Source organism: Synechococcus sp. 8F6 (genome assembly GCF_002252665.1).
In the GTDB taxonomy this organism is placed as follows: Bacteria; Cyanobacteriota; Cyanobacteriia; order PCC-6307; family Cyanobiaceae; genus Cyanobium_A.
The window spans coordinates 29783-45525 of record NZ_NQKZ01000001.1; the positions used below are offsets into that span (position 1 = coordinate 29783).

General features: G+C 67.1%; 17 protein-coding genes. 7 read left to right on the forward strand and 10 right to left on the reverse strand.

The window, feature by feature from the left end; translation table 11 throughout:
• Nucleotides 1–38 precede the first annotated feature (38 nt).
• The 4 genes from queC to CJZ78_RS00200 are packed head-to-tail and all read left to right on the forward strand — an operon-like array spanning nt 39 to nt 4545.
• On the forward strand, nt 39–725 hold the full coding sequence (gene queC, locus CJZ78_RS00185) for a 7-cyano-7-deazaguanine synthase QueC (RefSeq protein WP_094558889.1): 687 nt from the start codon (nt 39–41) through the stop codon (nt 723–725).
• Nucleotides 722–2050: an anthranilate synthase component I family protein gene (locus CJZ78_RS00190; RefSeq protein ID WP_094558890.1), complete on the forward strand. Its 1329-nt coding sequence runs from the start codon at nt 722–724 to the stop codon at nt 2048–2050. Before queC ends, CJZ78_RS00190 begins: the two co-directional genes overlap by 4 nt.
• Entirely contained in the window at nt 2047–2943 is an 897-nt protein-coding gene (locus CJZ78_RS00195; protein WP_094558891.1) for an aminotransferase class IV, read from the forward strand. The genes CJZ78_RS00190 and CJZ78_RS00195 overlap by 4 nt, the downstream gene beginning before the upstream one ends.
• 18 nt (nt 2944–2961) lie before the next feature.
• Nucleotides 2962–4545 (forward strand): APC family permease, encoded by a 1584-nt coding sequence (locus tag CJZ78_RS00200; RefSeq protein WP_094558892.1) that lies wholly within the window; start codon nt 2962–2964, stop codon nt 4543–4545.
• Here the strand turns inward: CJZ78_RS00200 and CJZ78_RS00205 are convergent.
• The 10 genes from CJZ78_RS00205 to CJZ78_RS00250 form a co-directional block, all read right to left on the reverse strand.
• The gene (locus CJZ78_RS00205; RefSeq protein WP_094558893.1) at nt 4515–4991 is read right to left on the reverse strand and encodes a hypothetical protein; all 477 of its coding nucleotides are present in this window, start codon (nt 4989–4991) and stop codon (nt 4515–4517) included. The two genes, CJZ78_RS00200 and CJZ78_RS00205, sit on opposite strands and share 31 nt — an antisense overlap.
• 97 nt (nt 4992–5088) lie before the next feature.
• Nucleotides 5089–5832, reverse strand: coding sequence for an urea ABC transporter ATP-binding subunit UrtE (urtE, locus tag CJZ78_RS00210; protein WP_094558894.1), 744 nt, complete (start codon nt 5830–5832; stop codon nt 5089–5091).
• Nucleotides 5833–5846: 14 nt separating this feature from the next.
• Nucleotides 5847–6638 (reverse strand): urea ABC transporter ATP-binding protein UrtD, encoded by a 792-nt coding sequence (gene urtD, locus CJZ78_RS00215; protein ID WP_094558895.1) that lies wholly within the window; start codon nt 6636–6638, stop codon nt 5847–5849.
• A complete protein-coding gene (gene urtC / locus CJZ78_RS00220; protein ID WP_094558896.1) occupies nt 6635–7771 on the reverse strand; it encodes an urea ABC transporter permease subunit UrtC in 1137 nt (378 codons plus the stop codon). The genes urtD and urtC overlap by 4 nt, the downstream gene beginning before the upstream one ends.
• A 3-nt stretch (nt 7772–7774) precedes the next feature.
• Nucleotides 7775–8932 carry a branched-chain amino acid ABC transporter permease gene (locus CJZ78_RS00225; RefSeq protein ID WP_094558897.1) on the reverse strand — a complete coding sequence of 386 codons (1158 nt, stop codon included), beginning with the start codon at nt 8930–8932 and terminating at the stop codon, nt 7775–7777.
• Between the two features lie 96 nt (nt 8933–9028).
• The gene (gene urtA, locus CJZ78_RS00230; protein ID WP_369801999.1) at nt 9029–10321 is read right to left on the reverse strand and encodes an urea ABC transporter substrate-binding protein; all 1293 of its coding nucleotides are present in this window, start codon (nt 10319–10321) and stop codon (nt 9029–9031) included.
• 198 nt (nt 10322–10519) lie between these two features.
• Nucleotides 10520–11116, reverse strand: coding sequence for an urease accessory protein UreG (gene ureG / locus CJZ78_RS00235; protein ID WP_094558899.1), 597 nt, complete (start codon nt 11114–11116; stop codon nt 10520–10522).
• A 9-nt stretch (nt 11117–11125) separates the two neighbouring features.
• Nucleotides 11126–11842 carry an urease accessory protein UreF gene (locus CJZ78_RS00240; protein WP_094558900.1) on the reverse strand — a complete coding sequence of 239 codons (717 nt, stop codon included), beginning with the start codon at nt 11840–11842 and terminating at the stop codon, nt 11126–11128.
• Complete coding sequence (gene ureE / locus CJZ78_RS00245; protein WP_094558901.1) at nt 11832–12350, reverse strand: urease accessory protein UreE; 519 nt, start codon at nt 12348–12350, stop codon at nt 11832–11834. Before ureE ends, CJZ78_RS00240 begins: the two co-directional genes overlap by 11 nt.
• A gap of 58 nt (nt 12351–12408) precedes the next feature.
• On the reverse strand, nt 12409–14040 hold the full coding sequence (locus CJZ78_RS00250; RefSeq protein ID WP_094558902.1) for an alpha/beta hydrolase: 1632 nt from the start codon (nt 14038–14040) through the stop codon (nt 12409–12411).
• Nucleotides 14041–14090: 50 nt separating this feature from the next.
• Between CJZ78_RS00250 and CJZ78_RS00255 the strand changes: the two genes are divergently transcribed.
• The 3 genes from CJZ78_RS00255 to CJZ78_RS00265 are packed head-to-tail and all read left to right on the forward strand — an operon-like array spanning nt 14091 to nt 15725.
• Complete coding sequence (locus CJZ78_RS00255; protein WP_094558903.1) at nt 14091–15038, forward strand: urease accessory protein UreD; 948 nt, start codon at nt 14091–14093, stop codon at nt 15036–15038.
• Nucleotides 15039–15089: 51 nt separating this feature from the next.
• On the forward strand, nt 15090–15392 hold the full coding sequence (locus CJZ78_RS00260; RefSeq protein WP_094558904.1) for an urease subunit gamma: 303 nt from the start codon (nt 15090–15092) through the stop codon (nt 15390–15392).
• A 15-nt stretch (nt 15393–15407) separates the two neighbouring features.
• Nucleotides 15408–15725, forward strand: a complete 318-nt coding sequence (locus CJZ78_RS00265) for an urease subunit beta (protein ID WP_094558905.1) — start codon at nt 15408–15410, stop codon at nt 15723–15725.
• Nucleotides 15726–15743 lie beyond the last annotated feature (18 nt).

Below are 15743 nucleotides of genomic sequence, written 5' to 3' on the forward strand. Positions count from 1 at the left end.
AACCAGACCCTCGCCCTGGCCGTTTCGCATCCGTGACCATGCCTCCTCCGCCCCTGGCCATCGCCCTGCTCTCCGGCGGTTTGGATTCCGCCACCGCCGCGGCCCTGGCGGGCGAGGCCGGCCACCGCGTGATCGGGCTCTCCTTCGATTACGGCCAACGCCACCGCCGCGAACTGGAAGCCGCCACGGAGCTGGCCGTCGCCCTGGGCCTCGAGGAACACCACACCATCGCCGTCAACCTGGCGGCCTGGGGCGGCTCTTCCCTCACGGATGGAGCCCTGGCCATCCCCATCGATGGCGTCGAGGCAGGTGTGATTCCCAGCACCTACGTGCCAGGCCGCAACACCGTGTTCATCGCCCTGGGGCTGAGCCTGGCTGAAGCCCGCGGCGCCGAGCGGCTGGTGCTGGGAGTAAACGCTGTTGACTACTCCGGCTATCCCGACTGCCGCCCCGACTACCTGGCCGCCTTCCAGACCCTGGCCAACCTGGCCAGCAAGGCCGGTCGCGAAGGCCACGGCGCCCAACTCTGGGCGCCGCTGGTGAGCTGGAGCAAGAAGCGCATCGTGCAGGAAGCCCTGCGGCTGGGGGTGCCGATTGCGACCACCTGGAGCTGCTACGCCGGCGGCGAGCAACCCTGCGGCGTGTGCGACAGCTGCCGCATCCGCGATGCCGCCCTGATCGAAGCCGGACGACCCGACCTGGCCAGCCAGCCGACGGCCCCATGAGCCAGCGCCACCCCCTGTCCTGGCGGGAGCCCTGGCCGTTGGTGCAGGCCCTGGCCGCGGCACTGGGCAGCGAAGGGCTGGTGTGGCTCGATGGCGATGGCAGCCCCCAGGGCCGCTGCAGCCGCCTGGGCCTGGCACCACTGGAGCAACGGGTGTGCCGAGGGTTACCGGGCCAGGCCGGGGCAGAGGATCCCTTTGCCGAGTTGGCCGCCCTGGCCGAGGGCGGCGGCCACTGGATGGGCTGGCTGAGCTACGAAGCCGGGGCCTGGGTGGAACCGGCCTCCCACTGGCATCACCCCGACATGGCCCTGCTCTGGGCCGCCCGCCACGACCCGGTGCTGGTGATCGACCACGAGGCCCGGGAGCAGTGGCTCGAAGGCGAAGATCCAGCCCGGCTGGCCGCCTTTGCGGCGCTGCTGGCTGGCCTGGATCTGGACGGGGCAGGCACCCACACCCCGGCAGGCCCGCCACTGGCAGCCATCCCCCCGACGGCCTGGCACTGGCACACCCCACCCGAGCGGTTCGCCGAGCAGGTGGCGCAGATCCTCAGCTGGATCGCCGCCGGCGATCTCTTTCAGGCCAACCTCACCGCCTGCTGCGAACACCAGCTGGAGGGCGCCGCCGATCCCCTGGTGCTCTACAGCCGCCTGCGCCGCGCCTGCGCCGCACCCTTTGGCGGCCTGGCGATCGCTGGTGCCGCTGCGGCCGGAGAAGCGGTGCTGTCGGCCTCGCCGGAGCGCTTTCTGCGGGTGGATGGGGCCGGGCTGGTGGAAACCCGGCCGATCAAGGGCACCCGGCCGCGCCACCGCGACCCCGAGGCCGATGCGGATGCCGCCGCCGACCTGGTCTGCAGCCCCAAGGACCGGGCCGAAAACGTGATGATCGTCGATCTGCTGCGCAACGACCTGGGCCGGGTGTGTGTGCCGGGCTCGATCCAGGTACCCCAGCTGGTGGGTCTGGAGAGCTACCGCCAGGTGCACCACCTCACCTCCGTGGTGCAGGGCCAGCTGCGGCCCGGGCTCGCCGCGATCGACCTGCTGCGGGCCTGCTGGCCGGGGGGGTCGATCACCGGCGCCCCCAAGATCCGCGCCTGTGAGCGGCTGCATGGCCTTGAGCCGGTGCCCCGCGGGCCCTACTGCGGCTCCCTCTTCCGGTTGGGGAGCGATGGCAGCTTCGACAGCAGCATCCTGATCCGCTCACTGCTGCTGCGCGGCCAGCGGCTGCGGGCCCATGCCGGCTGCGGCATCGTGGCCGACTCCGATCCCGGCGGGGAAGCCGAAGAACTGGGTTGGAAGCTGCAACCGCTGCTGGAGGCCCTGGCATGAGCAGTCCAGCTGCGACCATCGCCTGGCTGGCCGACCCCTCGGGGCCAGGGTGCTGGGGCCCGCCGGAAGATCTGGCGCTGCCGATCAGCGATCGGGGCCTGCTGCTGGCCGATGGCGTGTTTGAAACGCTGCTGGTGGAGGGGGGCCGCGCCTGGCTGCTGGAGGAGCACCTCGATCGCTGGCAGCGCTCCGCTGCCCTGCTGGCCCTGCCGCCCCCACCGGGCGTGGCGATCGTGCAACCCCTGATCACAGAAGCCATCCAGCGCAGTGGCATCGGCAGTGGCCGTGGCAGCAGTGGCGCCCTGCGGCTCAACTGGAGTCGGGGCAGCGGGGGCGCCGGCGGGGGGGGAAGCCGGGGGATCGCCATTCCCAGTGCGTGCACCCCGAGCTTCTGGCTGCAGCTCAGTGCCATCGAGCCGTGTTTTGAGCCGGTGCGGGTGATCGTCAGCCCCACCGAAGAGCGCAGCGCCACCAGCCTGCTGAGCCGTTGCAAGAGCTTCGCCTACGGGCCCTCGATCCAGGCCCGCCGCCAGGCCCGCGAAGCCGGCGCCGACGACGCCCTGCTGCGCAGCACCGCTGGCGGGCTCTGCTGCGGCACCACCGCCAACCTGCTGCTGCGCCGCAACGGCAGCTGGATCACGCCGCCGCTGAGCCATGGCTGCCTGCCGGGCGTCATGCGGCAGCAGGCCCTCGATCGAGGCCTGCTGGTGGAGCAGCCGATCCAGGAGCAGGATCTGACCCGCTGCGAAGCGGCCTGGTTGATCAACAGCCTGGGCTGCCGGCCGATCAGCCACCTGGATGCCACCCCCCTGGCCGGCGAGGTCGCGGGCAGCAGCCTTGGCGGTGAGGCCGAGACGTTCTGGCGGCAACTGCTCCTGCCCAGGCGAGGATGATCACATGACGACTCGTTGATGACCAGCTCCGGACTCTCCCGCCAGCTGGGGCTGCGCAGCCTCACCCTCGCCGTGGTCACCAGCACCATCGGCTCGGGCTGGCTGTTTGCCCCCTTCTATGCCGCCCGCAGTGCTGGCCCGGCCGCTCTCGGCGCCTGGCTGTTGGGCGGCGTGCTGGCCTTCAGCCTGGCCCTGGTGTTTGCCGAGCTGGGCTCCCTGGTGAGCAGTTCCGGCGCCCTGGCCCAGATCCCCCTGCTCAGCCACGGCCGCACCGCCGGCTTCATCGGCGGCTGGAGCGCCTGGATCGCCTACCTGGCCCTGCCCACCATTGAGGTGCTGGCGGTGTTGCAATACCTGGCCAGCAGCTTTCCCTGGCTCACCGTGGCGGCCACCACCAGCCAGGGCGGGGCCGGCCAGGTGCTGAGCGGCCCAGGACTGGCCCTGGCCACGGCCCTGCTGGTGGTGCTGGCCTGGATCAACCTGGCGGGCGTGGGCTGGTTGGCCCGCTGGATCGATGGGCTCACGGCCTGGAAGCTGGCCATCCCCCTACTGATCTCGATCACACTGATGCTGGCCTCGGGCCATTGGGGCAACCTGCGCGCCATCCCCCAGGCCCCCGCCCAAACCTTGCAGGGCATGGTCACGGCGATCAGCAGCGGCGGCATCCTGTTTTCCCTGCTGGGATTCCGCACCGCCATGGATCTGGCTGGCGAGGCCCGCCGGCCCCAGCGCACCGTGCCCCTGGCTATGGCTCTCGGCCTGGGCATGTCCCTGGCCGTCTACGTGATCCTGCAGTTGGCCTTCCTGGTGTCCGTTCCCCCCGACCAGCTCACTGGCGGCTGGGCCCGGCTGCAACTCAGCGCCCATGGCGGACCGCTGGTGGCCCTGGCCATGGGCCTGGGCCTCGGCTGGGTGGCGCGGCCGCTGCTGCTTGATGCGGTGATCTCCCCCAGCGCCACGGCCATGGCCTACATGGGCGCCTCGGCCCGGGTGGGCTGGATGATGGGTCGCTGTGGGCTGCTACCGGGCAGCCTCGGACGGCTCAACCGCCAGGCGGTGCCTTCGGTGGCGCTCCTCGTGAGTTTGGCCATGGGGGTGCTGATGCTGCTCAGCGGCCCCAGCTGGCAAACCGTGGTGAGCTTCCTAACGGCCACCTTGGTGATCGCTCTGGCCATGGGCCCGGTGAGCCTGATCGCCTTGCGCAAGCAGCTGCCCCAGGCCCACCGCGCCTACCGCCTGCCCGGTGCCCGCCTGTGGTGCCCCGCCGCCTTCGTGCTGGCCACCTGGGCGATCAGCTGGTGCGGCAGCAGCGCCCTGCGCGGCGCCAGCCTGATCGTGCTGGTGCCGGCGGGCCTGTTTGCTCTGGCTGATCGGCAGCAACTGCGCCAGGGCCTGTGGTGGTTTCTCTACCTGGGCGGCATCGTGGCCATCACCAGCATCGAGCTGGGCCTAACGACCCAGCTCAGCGTGTTGGCGGCCTGGGCACTGGTGGTGTTTCCCATCGCCACCGGTTCACGGCTGGCGCAGGCCCACCCAGGGGCCCAGGTTGAGCCCACTCAGTTGCAACCCGATCAGTTGCAGCCCATCGTCGAGATGCGGTAGGTGAAGCCGGTAGCGGCTTGATCGGCACTGGCGCCGATCTTGAAGTTGAGCTGGCTCACGGTCTTGCCGGGGATCGCCGGGAAGGGGCCCCACATCCGACCCGTTCCCACCTGGGGTGCAAACGACTCGTTGATCACCTGCAGGCTGGAGCCATCGGTGAACTTCAGGTATCCCTGAATCGGATAGGTGGCACTCACCGAGGAGTTGGCGGTGAAGAAAAACTTGTAGCTGCCGTAAGGCTGGGTGACGAAGAAATCGGTGTTCCAGTTGGGGCGGCCAAAGGGATTGCCCGGCCCAATCGTCTTGGTGATGATGTTGGTGACGCCATCGCCACCAACGGGGGCCAGGAACTGACAGGTCTGCGCCTGGGCCGGCAAGGAGCCCGCCAGGAGACCTGTGCTGCAGAGACCTGCGGCGGCGGCGGCGGCAACAAAAGAAGAGCGCATCAACAATCCAAAGCGTGAACTTGAGGCCCAGTCCTAGCCAGGGAGCAGGGACTCGACAACCAACCCGTCACCAGGCCCAATCACCAGACCCAAAGCTTCAAACGCTCAGGAAGCGCTGGATCATCTCCTTGCTGAGGTCGGCGGTGGAGCCACTGGCCACGATGCCCCCCTTCTGCATGGCGTAATACCAATCGGCCTGGCGCACGAAGCTGGCGTGGTGCTCGACCAGCAACACGGAAATCCCCGTCTCGCGAATGATCCGAGCCACGGCGCGCTGAATGTCGAGCACCACGGAGGGCTGGATGCCTTCGGTGGGCTCATCGAGCAGCAAGAGGCGGGGCTTGCCCAATAGGGCGCGGGCAATCGCCAGCTGCTGCTGCTGGCCGCCGGAGAGGTCGCCACCGCGGCGGGCCAAAAACGTTTCCAACACGGGAAACAGCTCAAACACCAGCGGATCGATGTGGCGATGGCGCGCCATCCCCCCCGGTAGAGCTTCCAAGCCCAGCAACAGGTTTTCGCGCACGGTGAGCTGGGGGATGATCTCCCGCCCCTGGGGCACGTAGCCGATGCCGGCCCGGGCCCGGCGATGGGGCGGCAGACCGCCGCAGGCGCTGCCAGCCAGGTCGATGCGACCGCTGCGCTGGGGCACCAGACCGATGATCGACTTGAGCAGGGTCGTCTTGCCGACGCCATTGAGCCCGATCAAGCAGGCCATCTGACCGGGCGCGATCGACAGGTCGACGTTGCGGAGGATATGGCTCTCCCCGTAGTAGACGTTCAGCCCGCGCACGCTCAGCAGGTGGCCGGCCTCGTCCTGGGGGGGATAGGAGTGAGAGGTCATGGTGGGGGAAGAGATCATGCGTCTGCCTCAACGCCGCTGTCCTCGACGCCGCTGTCCTCAACGCCGAGGTACACCTCAATCACGCGGGGATCGCTCTGCACTGCATCCATCGGGCCCTCACACAGCACGTGGCCCTCGTGCAGCACGGTGACCGGGCAATCGAGCTCGCGGATGAAGTCCATGTCGTGCTCAATCACCAGCACGGTGTGGTCACCGGCCAGGCTGCGCAGCAGAGCCCCGGTGCGCTCGGTTTCCTCCTCGGACAGGCCGGCGACGGGCTCATCCACCAGCAGCACGTAGGGATCCTGGGCCAGCAACATGGCGATCTCAAGCCACTGCTTCTGGCCGTGGGACAAGCTGCCAGCCCGCTGGGAGGCATGGGCCTCCAGACCAACCACCGCCAGCAACTGCTGCACCCGATCGCGCTGGCGGCTGTCCAGACCGCCGAACAACAGGCTGAAGGGGGCGTGGCTGCCCTTCACGGCCAGCTCGAGATTGCGCCGAGGGGTGAGGTTTTGATACACCCGTGGCGTTTGAAACTTGCGGCCGATGCCGAGCCGGGCGATGCGGTGCTCGGCAATCCCCAGCAGCGAGCGCCCTCGAAACACAACATCCCCTTTGGTGGGGCGCACCTTGCCGGTGATCACATCGAGGAAGGTGGTTTTGCCAGCACCATTGGGACCGATTACGGCCCGCAACTCACCGGGAGCCAACGACAGATTGAGGTCGTTGAGCGCCAAGAAGCCATCGAAGCTGACGCTCACCTGGCGCAGTTCAAGCACTGGGGTGGAAGCGGACACCGTCATGGGGCACCTCCGGGGATAGAGCCAAGGGCCTCGCGTTCGGCCTGCACGGCGGGGTCGAGATCCAGGCCGGGATAGGTGGGTGCCAGTGGCGGCCAGCCCACCATCGCCTGGATCTGACGGGGGCCGCCCTGGCGCCACCAGCCGACCAGACCATCGGGCAGGGCCGTGACCACCAACAGGAACAGACCACCCTGGATGAACAACCAGGTTTCCGGCAGCTGCTCACTCACCAGGCTCTTGGCGTAGTTGATCAGCACGGCGCCGAGCACCGCACCGATCAGGGTGCCGCGGCCGCCCACCGCAACCCAGATCACCATCTCGATCGAGAAGGGCACCGCCATGTACTGGGGCGAGACGATGCCCGACTGCACGGTGTAGAGCGCACCGCTGACACCAGCCATGGCACCCGCGATGGCGAACACCAGGGTCTTGTAGGCGGTGGGGTTGTAGCCGGTGAAACGCAGCCGCGGCTCGTCGTCGCGGATGGCGATCAGGGCATCGCCAAAGCGGCCGCGGGTGATCCAGCGGCACAGCGCCCAGGCTGCCACCACCAGCACCAAGGTGAGCCAGAAGAGGTTGCGCTGCATGGCGTCGCTGCCCACCAGCTCCCCGAAAATCCGAGCCGTATCAGTTTTGAGACCGTTGGTGCCGTTGATCAACTTCTGCTGGCCATTGAAGAAGTTGAAAAACACCAGCAAGGCCGCCTGGGTGAGGATCGAGAAATAGACCCCCTTGATGCGGTTACGAAAGACCAGGTAGCCGAGCACTCCGGCCACCAGGGCCGGCAGCACCCAGATGCATAAACCGGTAAACAGCGGTGAATGGAAGGGTTGCCAGAAAGCCGGCAGGGCCTTCACGCCATACAGGCCAAAGAACTCCGGCAATTCACCGGGTGGCAAGGCAAGCAGCTGCAGGTGCATGCCAACGGCATACCCACCGAGGGCAAAGAAAATGCCTTGCCCCAGGCTCAGCATCCCGGTGAAGCCCCAGATCAAATCGATCCCCAGGGCCACAATCCCCAAGGAAAGAAAACGGCCCAGCAGATTGAGCCGGAACGGCGGCAGGATCGCCGGAAGAATCAGGCCGGCTGCCACAAGCAACAGCCAGGGCAGCCAGGTGCGCCATTTCGCCATGGCTCAGGCCTCCACCATGCGGCCCTTCTGCGGAAACAGACCAGCCGGCCTGAACTGCAGAAACACCACAACCAAAGCAAACACGAGCACCTTGGCCATCGAGGTGGTGGCGAAGAAGGTGATCAGCTCATTGAGGCCAGCGGGCATGGCGGGCCACACCAACAACAGCGAACCCGAACCGATCACGTAGCTGAGCACGCCGATGCCCAGGGCCGCCACCACGGTGCCGAGGAGTTTGCCAACCCCGCCGAGCACCACCACCATGAAACAGTCGACGATGTAATTGCCGCCCAGGTTGGGGCCTACCGAACCCAGCAGGGTTACCGCCACACCGGCCACACCGGCCAAACCGGATCCCACCAAAAAGGTGAGCGCGTCGACGGTTTCGGTGGGAATCCCCAGGCAGTCACTCATCGAGCGGTTTTGGGTGACGGCGCGAATGCGGATCCCCCAGACACTCTTCTGCAGAAACCAATGCACGGCCACCAGGGCCAGGGCCGTGAGGGCAATGATGAATAGACGGGCCGTGGGCATGTTGACGGCACCGAGATCGACCGAGCCCCGCAACCAAACCGGTGCGGTGACATCAATGTTGCGGGCACTGAACCAGGGCTGATCCAGCACCCGCACGCCACCCAAACCAGAAGCCAGGGCGATGCCAACCAGGCCGGCGATCACCCAGGTGGCCACTCCAAGCACAGGCGCCCAGCGGCGCTGCCCCCAGGGCCTGGGCAACAGCCGCGGCGCCACCAGGCCCAGGGCGACGGCCACCAGCAGGCCAATCACAAAAGCACTGCTCACCGATCGCACGAACTGCTGCAAGATCAGGCTTACGCCCCAGGTGGCCAGCAACGTTTCCAGGGGCCGGCCATAGAGACGACGAATCACCGTTTTCTCCAGCAGCAAACCAGCCAGGCCACTCACCAGAAAGGCCAGCGGAATCGCCACCAGGATGTAAAGCGGGAAGATCCCCTGTAGCGGTCCATTTTTGAAGAGGTTTTGCACCACAAACGTGGTGTACGCGCCCAGCATCATCAACTCGCCGTGGGCCATGTTGATGACACCCATCAAGCCGAAGACCACGGCCAATCCCAGGGCCGCCAGCACCAGCACCGAGCCGATGGCCAGGCCGTTGAAGAGTGTGTCGTAAAGAAGATCCATGGCGCCCAGTAGGGCTCAGCAAAGGGAAATCACAGGAAATAAAAGAGGGGGAGACAATGCTCCCCCCGGTCATGACGCAATTGGCGAGCCCAGGGCTCACATCTTGAACTTGCCAGCGTCGGGGCGGTTCTGGGTCCAGTCGCAGGTGAAGCCCTTGGTTTCGGGCACGTACTGATTCCAGGCCACGGGCTTCACGAAGCCTTTGTTCTCGAGGATCTTGAACATGCCATCCTTCTGCACCTCACCGATCAGCACGAGCTTCTCGACGTGGTGGTTGGGCTGCACGGTCACCTTGCCCTCGGGAGCATCGAAGCTCACCCCAATCAGGGCCTCGCGCACCTTGTTGTCATCAACGCTATTGGCCTTCTCGGCAGCAGCAGCCCAGAGGTACACCATCATGTAGGCGGCTTCAGCGGGATCACTGGTGACCCGGCTGTCGCCGTACTTGGCCTTGAAGTTTTTGGTGAACTCCTTGGAGGCCGGGGTGTCGAGGCTCTGGAAGTAGTTCCAGGCCGCATAGGTGCCTTCAAGATATTCAGGACCAATCGCGGCGATCTCCTCTTCGGCGATCGAGAAGCTCATGATCGAGTAGCCATTGGCCGGGGTGATCCCAGCGGCCTTCATCTGTTTGAAGAAGGCCACGTTGCTGTCGCCGTTGAGGGTGTTGACGATCACACCGCCCTTGGGCAAGGCCTGCTTGATCTTGGCAATGATCGGAGCCACTTCCGTGTTGCCGAGGGGCAGGTAGTCCTCGCCCACCACCTTGCCGCCGTTGGCCTTGAGCTGCTCCTTCATGATCGTGTTGGCGGTACGTGGATACACGTAGTCCGAGCCCACCAGGAAGAAATCTTTGCCCTTGTTCTGCAGCAGCCAGTCCACGGCAGGCTCGGCCTGCTGGTTGGGTGCTGCACCGCTGTAGAAGATGTTCTTGGAACACTCCTGACCTTCGTACTGAATCGGGTAGAAGAGGAAGTGGTCCTTGGCCTCAAACACCGGCAGCATCGCCTTGCGGCTGGCGGAGGTCCAGCCACCGAAGACGACGGCCACCTGGTCCTGATCGATCAGCTTCTTGGCCTTCTCAGCAAAGGTGGGCCAATCGGAAGCACCGTCTTCCTCAACAGGGACGATCTTGAGCTTCTTGCCATCGACCAACACGCCACCCTTGGCGTTGATCTCATCGATGGCCATCAACTCGGCTTCGGCCACCGTGTTTTCGGAGATGGCCATGGTGCCGGAGCGGGAGTGAAGGATGCCCACCTTCACTTCGCCGTCAAAGTCCCCGGAGGCCTGCTCACCGCCACCACAGGCCACCAGCGACAGGCTGGCCGCCACCGCCGTGGCACCGGCGACATAACGGAAGGCCGCCTTGCGCATGAGGGAAGGATGCATAAAAACTCCTACGAAAAAACCGCTGAATGTGCCGCTGCTGTTCAGCGGTGCTGTGGAACGTATCCAGCCGAACGGGTTACGCTGTGTAGCGGTTGCAACGATTCCTTCAACCGCTGCAACGAAGGCATCAACACAACTGAATCCATCACAACAAAGCAACATTCAGCGGCAGCGCTGTCTGTGGCGATGGCTACCAAATCAGGGCAACTGGGCCCACAGAAACTGCTCCACAGCATCCAGCCCCTCACCAGTGCGGATGTTGGTGAAGCACCAGGGGCGCCCGCCACGCATGCGCTCGGTGTCGGCCTCCATCACCGCAAGGCTGGCGCCCACCATCGGCGCCAGGTCGATCTTGTTGATCACGAGCAGGTCGGAGCGGGTGATGCCCGGCCCGCCCTTGCGCGGGATCTTGTCGCCGGCGGCCACATCAATCACGTAAATGCAGAGGTCCACGAGCTCGGGGCTGAAGCTGGCGGCCAGGTTGTCGCCGCCGCTCTCCACCAGCACCAGATCCAGATCGGGAAACGCCGCCTCCAGCTCCGCCACCGCCGCCCGGTTGATCGAGCAGTCTTCGCGGATGGCGGTATGGGGGCAGCCGCCCGTTTCCACACCGCGGATGCGCTCGGGCTCCAGGGCTCCTGCGCGGGTGAGGAACTGGGCGTCCTCCTGGGTGTAGATGTCGTTGGTGACCACCGCCAGCTGCAGCCGATCGCGCAGCCGCCGGCAGAGGGCCTCCACCAGGGCGGTTTTGCCCGAGCCCACCGGCCCGGCCACGCCCACCCGCAGCTTGCTCATCCGAGGCCCTCAGCTGCGAAACAGCCTGGAATAGAGCTCGGCATGGCGCAACTGGGCCAGGCCCGATCCCACGCCTCCGCTCCAGAGCGCATCAGGATCAGCGACCGCCAGCTCAGCGGCGCGGGCGGCAATCAACGGCGCCAGCCCGAGCTGCAACCGCTGGCCCTCGGTGGCCCCCAGGGGTACAAGGCGCACGGCGGCGCTGATCTGGTTGGCCGTCCAGCCGTAGAGATAAGCCTCCTCCAGCGCAGGGGAGCCGATCTCCAGGCACAGCCCCGCCCAAGCGAAGGCCGCCGGCCAGGCCAGGGATGGCGGCGCTGCCCCAGGCTCCAGCTCTGGCAGGGGCCAGCCCAGATCAGCCAGCAGCTGCAGCAGCGACGCCCCCATCTGGCGCTGCTGAGCCCGCAGCTCCGGTGCTTCCCGCAGGGCCAGCAGCCACCCATCAAGATCGCGCATGGCTGTGGCCCCGCCGGCATCGCCCTGACGCCAGCGCTCCAACCCCTCAGCCAGCGCAGCGAGGGCGGCAGCTTCCAGCGCCAGGGTGCCCCGCTCCAGTTCGGCCCGCAGCCAGGGCAACAGGGCCGCTGCATCGCTCAGGCGACCCTGCTGAACCAGCACCTCCAGGCCCTCGGAATAGCTGAAGGCGCCCACCGGCAGGGCCGGGCTCACCAGCTGCAACAGCCGCAACCGGGCCGCCGCCGGCCCGCCGGCCCCCTCAGTGGTCATGGTCACTGGCATGGGAATGAGCGTGCCCCGCATAGGCCCCCGCTTCCGGGCAGAACGGTGCCCGCAGCCGCCGCAACTCAAGCCCGCGATGCTCCAGCAGATCGGCCAGCACGCTGTCGTGGAGCAGCAGCAACCGATCGGCGTGGATCTCCATCGCCACGTGGCGATTGCCCAGGTGATAGGCCGCCTGCAGCAGGGCCAAGCTGTCGTGCGAGCCAATCTCCAGCACATCCTCCTCAGCTGCCACCACCTCCACTGCCACCCCCGGCGAAGACACCCCCAGCGAGGCGTCAGAAGCCTGCGCCGGCAACAACCACTCACCCGGCCGCAGGGGTTCCTGGCGGGGGAGCTGCAACAGCACCTCCTGGCCTTCCTGGCACACCCGCCGTCCTCGCAACTGGCTGCGCTCGTGGGCTCGCAGCGGCAGGCGCCAGTGCTGGGCCAGCTGGCCCGGCCTGGAGGCCTGGCGGGCAATCAGCTGAAGTGGCCCCAGGAGCTGGTCAGCCATGGCAGCCAATGGGTGTGCAGTGGTCCTTCCAAGCGTGATCCATCCTGGAGCGATCCAATTAATGCGTGAGGCGGGGATCCTGCACCACCTCAAGCAGCTTCTGGCGGCTCAACTGGGAACGCACCACCAAGGGCAGGGGATCGGCGCCCATCGTCACGCCGCCCTCTTTCTGCGCTGACGGCACCAGGGCCGGGGCCGGGCCGTCCGTGCGCAGATGACGATCAAAAAAGGCCAGGCTCAAACCCCGCAGCTCTGTTCGGGCCAAGGCCCTGTCCGGCCCCAGCAGAATCGCGGGCAAGCTGGCAGGGCCATCCAGGAACGAGAGATGGGTGCCGTGCTGCTGCATCACCAGCAGGGAATCCGGCTGCCTGATTGCCGAATAAGGCACAAGCTGCTGGGACGCAGCCGGAGCAAACACATCCTGGCTGCCGGCGATCACCAGCAGGGGTACCGCCACGTCTGCCATCGACGTCGCACTGAAGATCGGATTGGTGACCGGGTTCACGGCCACGGCCACCCGCACCCTGGGATCGCGGAAGTCGCGCCGCTCCACCACCTCGCCAGGGGCCTGGCACTGCCAGATCACCGCTGGATTCAGCACTAGCCGGGCGGGATCCGCCAGGGCCCTGCAGCCCTGCTTGAGGTGGTCCCAATCGAGGCTGGCGCCAGCCAGGGCCACCGCGGTGTAGCCACCGAGCGACTGGCCCAGCACCCCCACAGCATCGGTGCGCACCAGTTCACCCCAACGGCTCTGCACCTGATCGATCAGGTCGCTCACGGTGTGGGGTTGGCCGTACCAGGCGTTGGGCTGGGGAATCGTGCCGGTGCCCCGAATCGCCGCCTGTATCGCCTGGCCACTGGCGAAGGGGAAGTTGAGCGCAGCCACCGCATAGCCGTGGGACGCCAGGTGCTGGCCCAGGTAGAGCAGGGCGTTCATCTCTGCGTTCAAGCCGGGGGCCAGCACCACAAGGGGGGCTGGGGCCGGAGCCTGCGGCAGGTAGGCCAGGGCCTCGACCTGGCTGCCATCACGACCAACGAACCCAAAGGATTCGGTGCTGAAGTGGCGTTGCCCTGAACCTGCCCAGGCCTCCAAACTGAAACCATCCGGCGGCGATCCAGCGCCCAGCGCCAGCATGCGGGGATACAGCTGACTGAGCAGATTCTGTTCGTGGCTGATCTGCTCAGCCAACGACTGCACCGCCGCGAGATTCACCCCCAGGCTCGGCAGCGGATAGGCCTCCAACACATCAATCAGCCGCAGCTGTCCATCGCCCGCCTCAGCCGCCGCCTGGATCAAGGCGGACGACACAGCGGCCTGGGCAACAGCCGGGGGCCGATCCAGCACCTTCACCAACTGCTGAAGAATGCGCTCCCCCAGCGGCGTGGAGAGAAAGTTGGCCACCATCACCGTCGTGACGGGGAGCGGCTGGCTCAGGGCGGTGCGCAGGTCCTCACGCTGGGCTGGCTTGAGGCGATCGAGAAAGAAGCGCAGGTCGGGGTTGATCGCACCAGTCCGGGCGAAATCCGCCAGGGCCGGCACCGCAACCGAGCGTTCCAGCTCCCCCAGTCGGGCCGTGACCCGCTGGGCTGCCGATGCCGGCGCGCCTGCCAGGCTGCAGCCAGCCAGCAGGAACGCCAGCCGCCATGACCAGCTCCATCGCCAGCGTTCTCTCGATCGCCAGCGTTCCATGGTGATGGCCTTACACAAAATCACCCTAGGAAAGAGGCTCGAACGCGCCAATGGTGGCTTTGCAAGCAGCAGAAGCAACAGCCGAATCCTCCTGGCAGGCCAAGGCCTGGCTGGAACTGGATCGGCCCGGCTCCGGCGGCGCTGGCGAGCGGGTGCAGCACCAGGCCGGAGCGCGCGCCCCACTGAAGTGGCTGCGGGCCACCCACCACAGCGATGGCTCGCTGGAATTGCCCCTGCTGCACACCGCCGGCGGCCTGGTGGGGGGCGACCGGCTGGAGCTGCGGGTGCACAGCCACAACCAGGCCCGGGCCCTGCTTACCAGCGTGGCGGCCCAGAAGGTGTATGGATCGGTCGGGCGCTTCCGCAGCCAGCCCCAGGGCCGCTGGGCTCACCAACAGCTCAGTTTTGAGCTGGACGGCCACAGCTGGCTCGACTGGATGCCGCAGGAACTGGTGATGTACAGCGGCGCCCTGATGGAGCAGCGGATCGCCGTGCGCCTGGCCGAGGGCGCCAGTTTCCTGGCCAGCGACGTGGTGCGACTGGGCCGCAGCTCCGCCGGAGAAGACCTGGGGGAGGGCTGCTGGCGCTCGCGACTGGAGATCAGCCGCCGGAGCGGCAACAGCAATCGTTGGGAACTGGTCGATGCGGTCAGCCTGGACAGGACCAGCCTGGACGGGGAGCACGGCATGGCCGGCCAGCCGGTGTTCGGCACGCTGGTGTGGATCGCACCGAGCACCCTCGACCCGGCGAGCCGCGCCGCCGTGCTGGCCGAGGCGCGCAACAGCAGGGCAGGCCTGAGCGGCACCATGGCCTGCGGCCTGCTGGAGTCGGGGCTGATAGCCCGCTACCGGGGAGACTCAAGCCAGGCGGCCCGGTTCTGGTTCACCCGCATCTGGTCAGGCGTCCATCAGGTGTGTGGCCATCCCGCCCCGCCGATCCCGCGGGTGTGGCCGTTTCAGGAACAGCCCCTGGCAGCACCCCCAGGAGGTTCAAGCTGAACGGGACGCCAGAGCCCGTCCCTGCCAGAGTTGGGCCATGCGAATTGGGCGATGCACCTCACCCCCCAGGAAAAGGACAAGCTGCTGATCGTCACCGCCGCCCTGCTGGCGGAGCGGCGGCTGAACCGCGGCCTGAAGCTCAACCACCCCGAGGCCGTGGCCTGGCTCAGCTTCCAGGTGCTGGAGGGCGCCCGCGATGGCAAAAGCGTGGCTGCCCTGATGGCCGAGGGCAGCACCTGGCTCAGCCGCGACCAGGTGATGGAAGGCATTCCAGAGCTGGTGAGCGAGGTGCAAATCGAAGCGATGTTTCCCGACGGCACCAAGCTCGTGACCCTGCACGACCCCATCCGCTGATCCCCGCACACCCTGATGGCCCCCCTGATCCCCGGCGAACTGCTCCCCGAACCCGGCGACCTCGAGCTCAACGCCGGCCGGCCCGTCACCACCGTGCTGGTGGCCAACAGCGGCGATCGGCCGGTGCAGGTGGGATCCCACTTCCACTTCCATGAGGCCAATAGCGCCCTCAGATTCGACCGTGACGCCACCCGCGGCCTGCGACTCGACATCCCCGCCGGCACGGCGATCCGCTTCGAGCCCGGCGACAGCCGCGAGGTGCAGCTGGTGCCGTTTGCCGGCGAGCGCCGCGTGTTCGGCTTCAACGGCCTGGTGAACGGCCCCCTCGACTGACGCGCGACCCCCGCATCC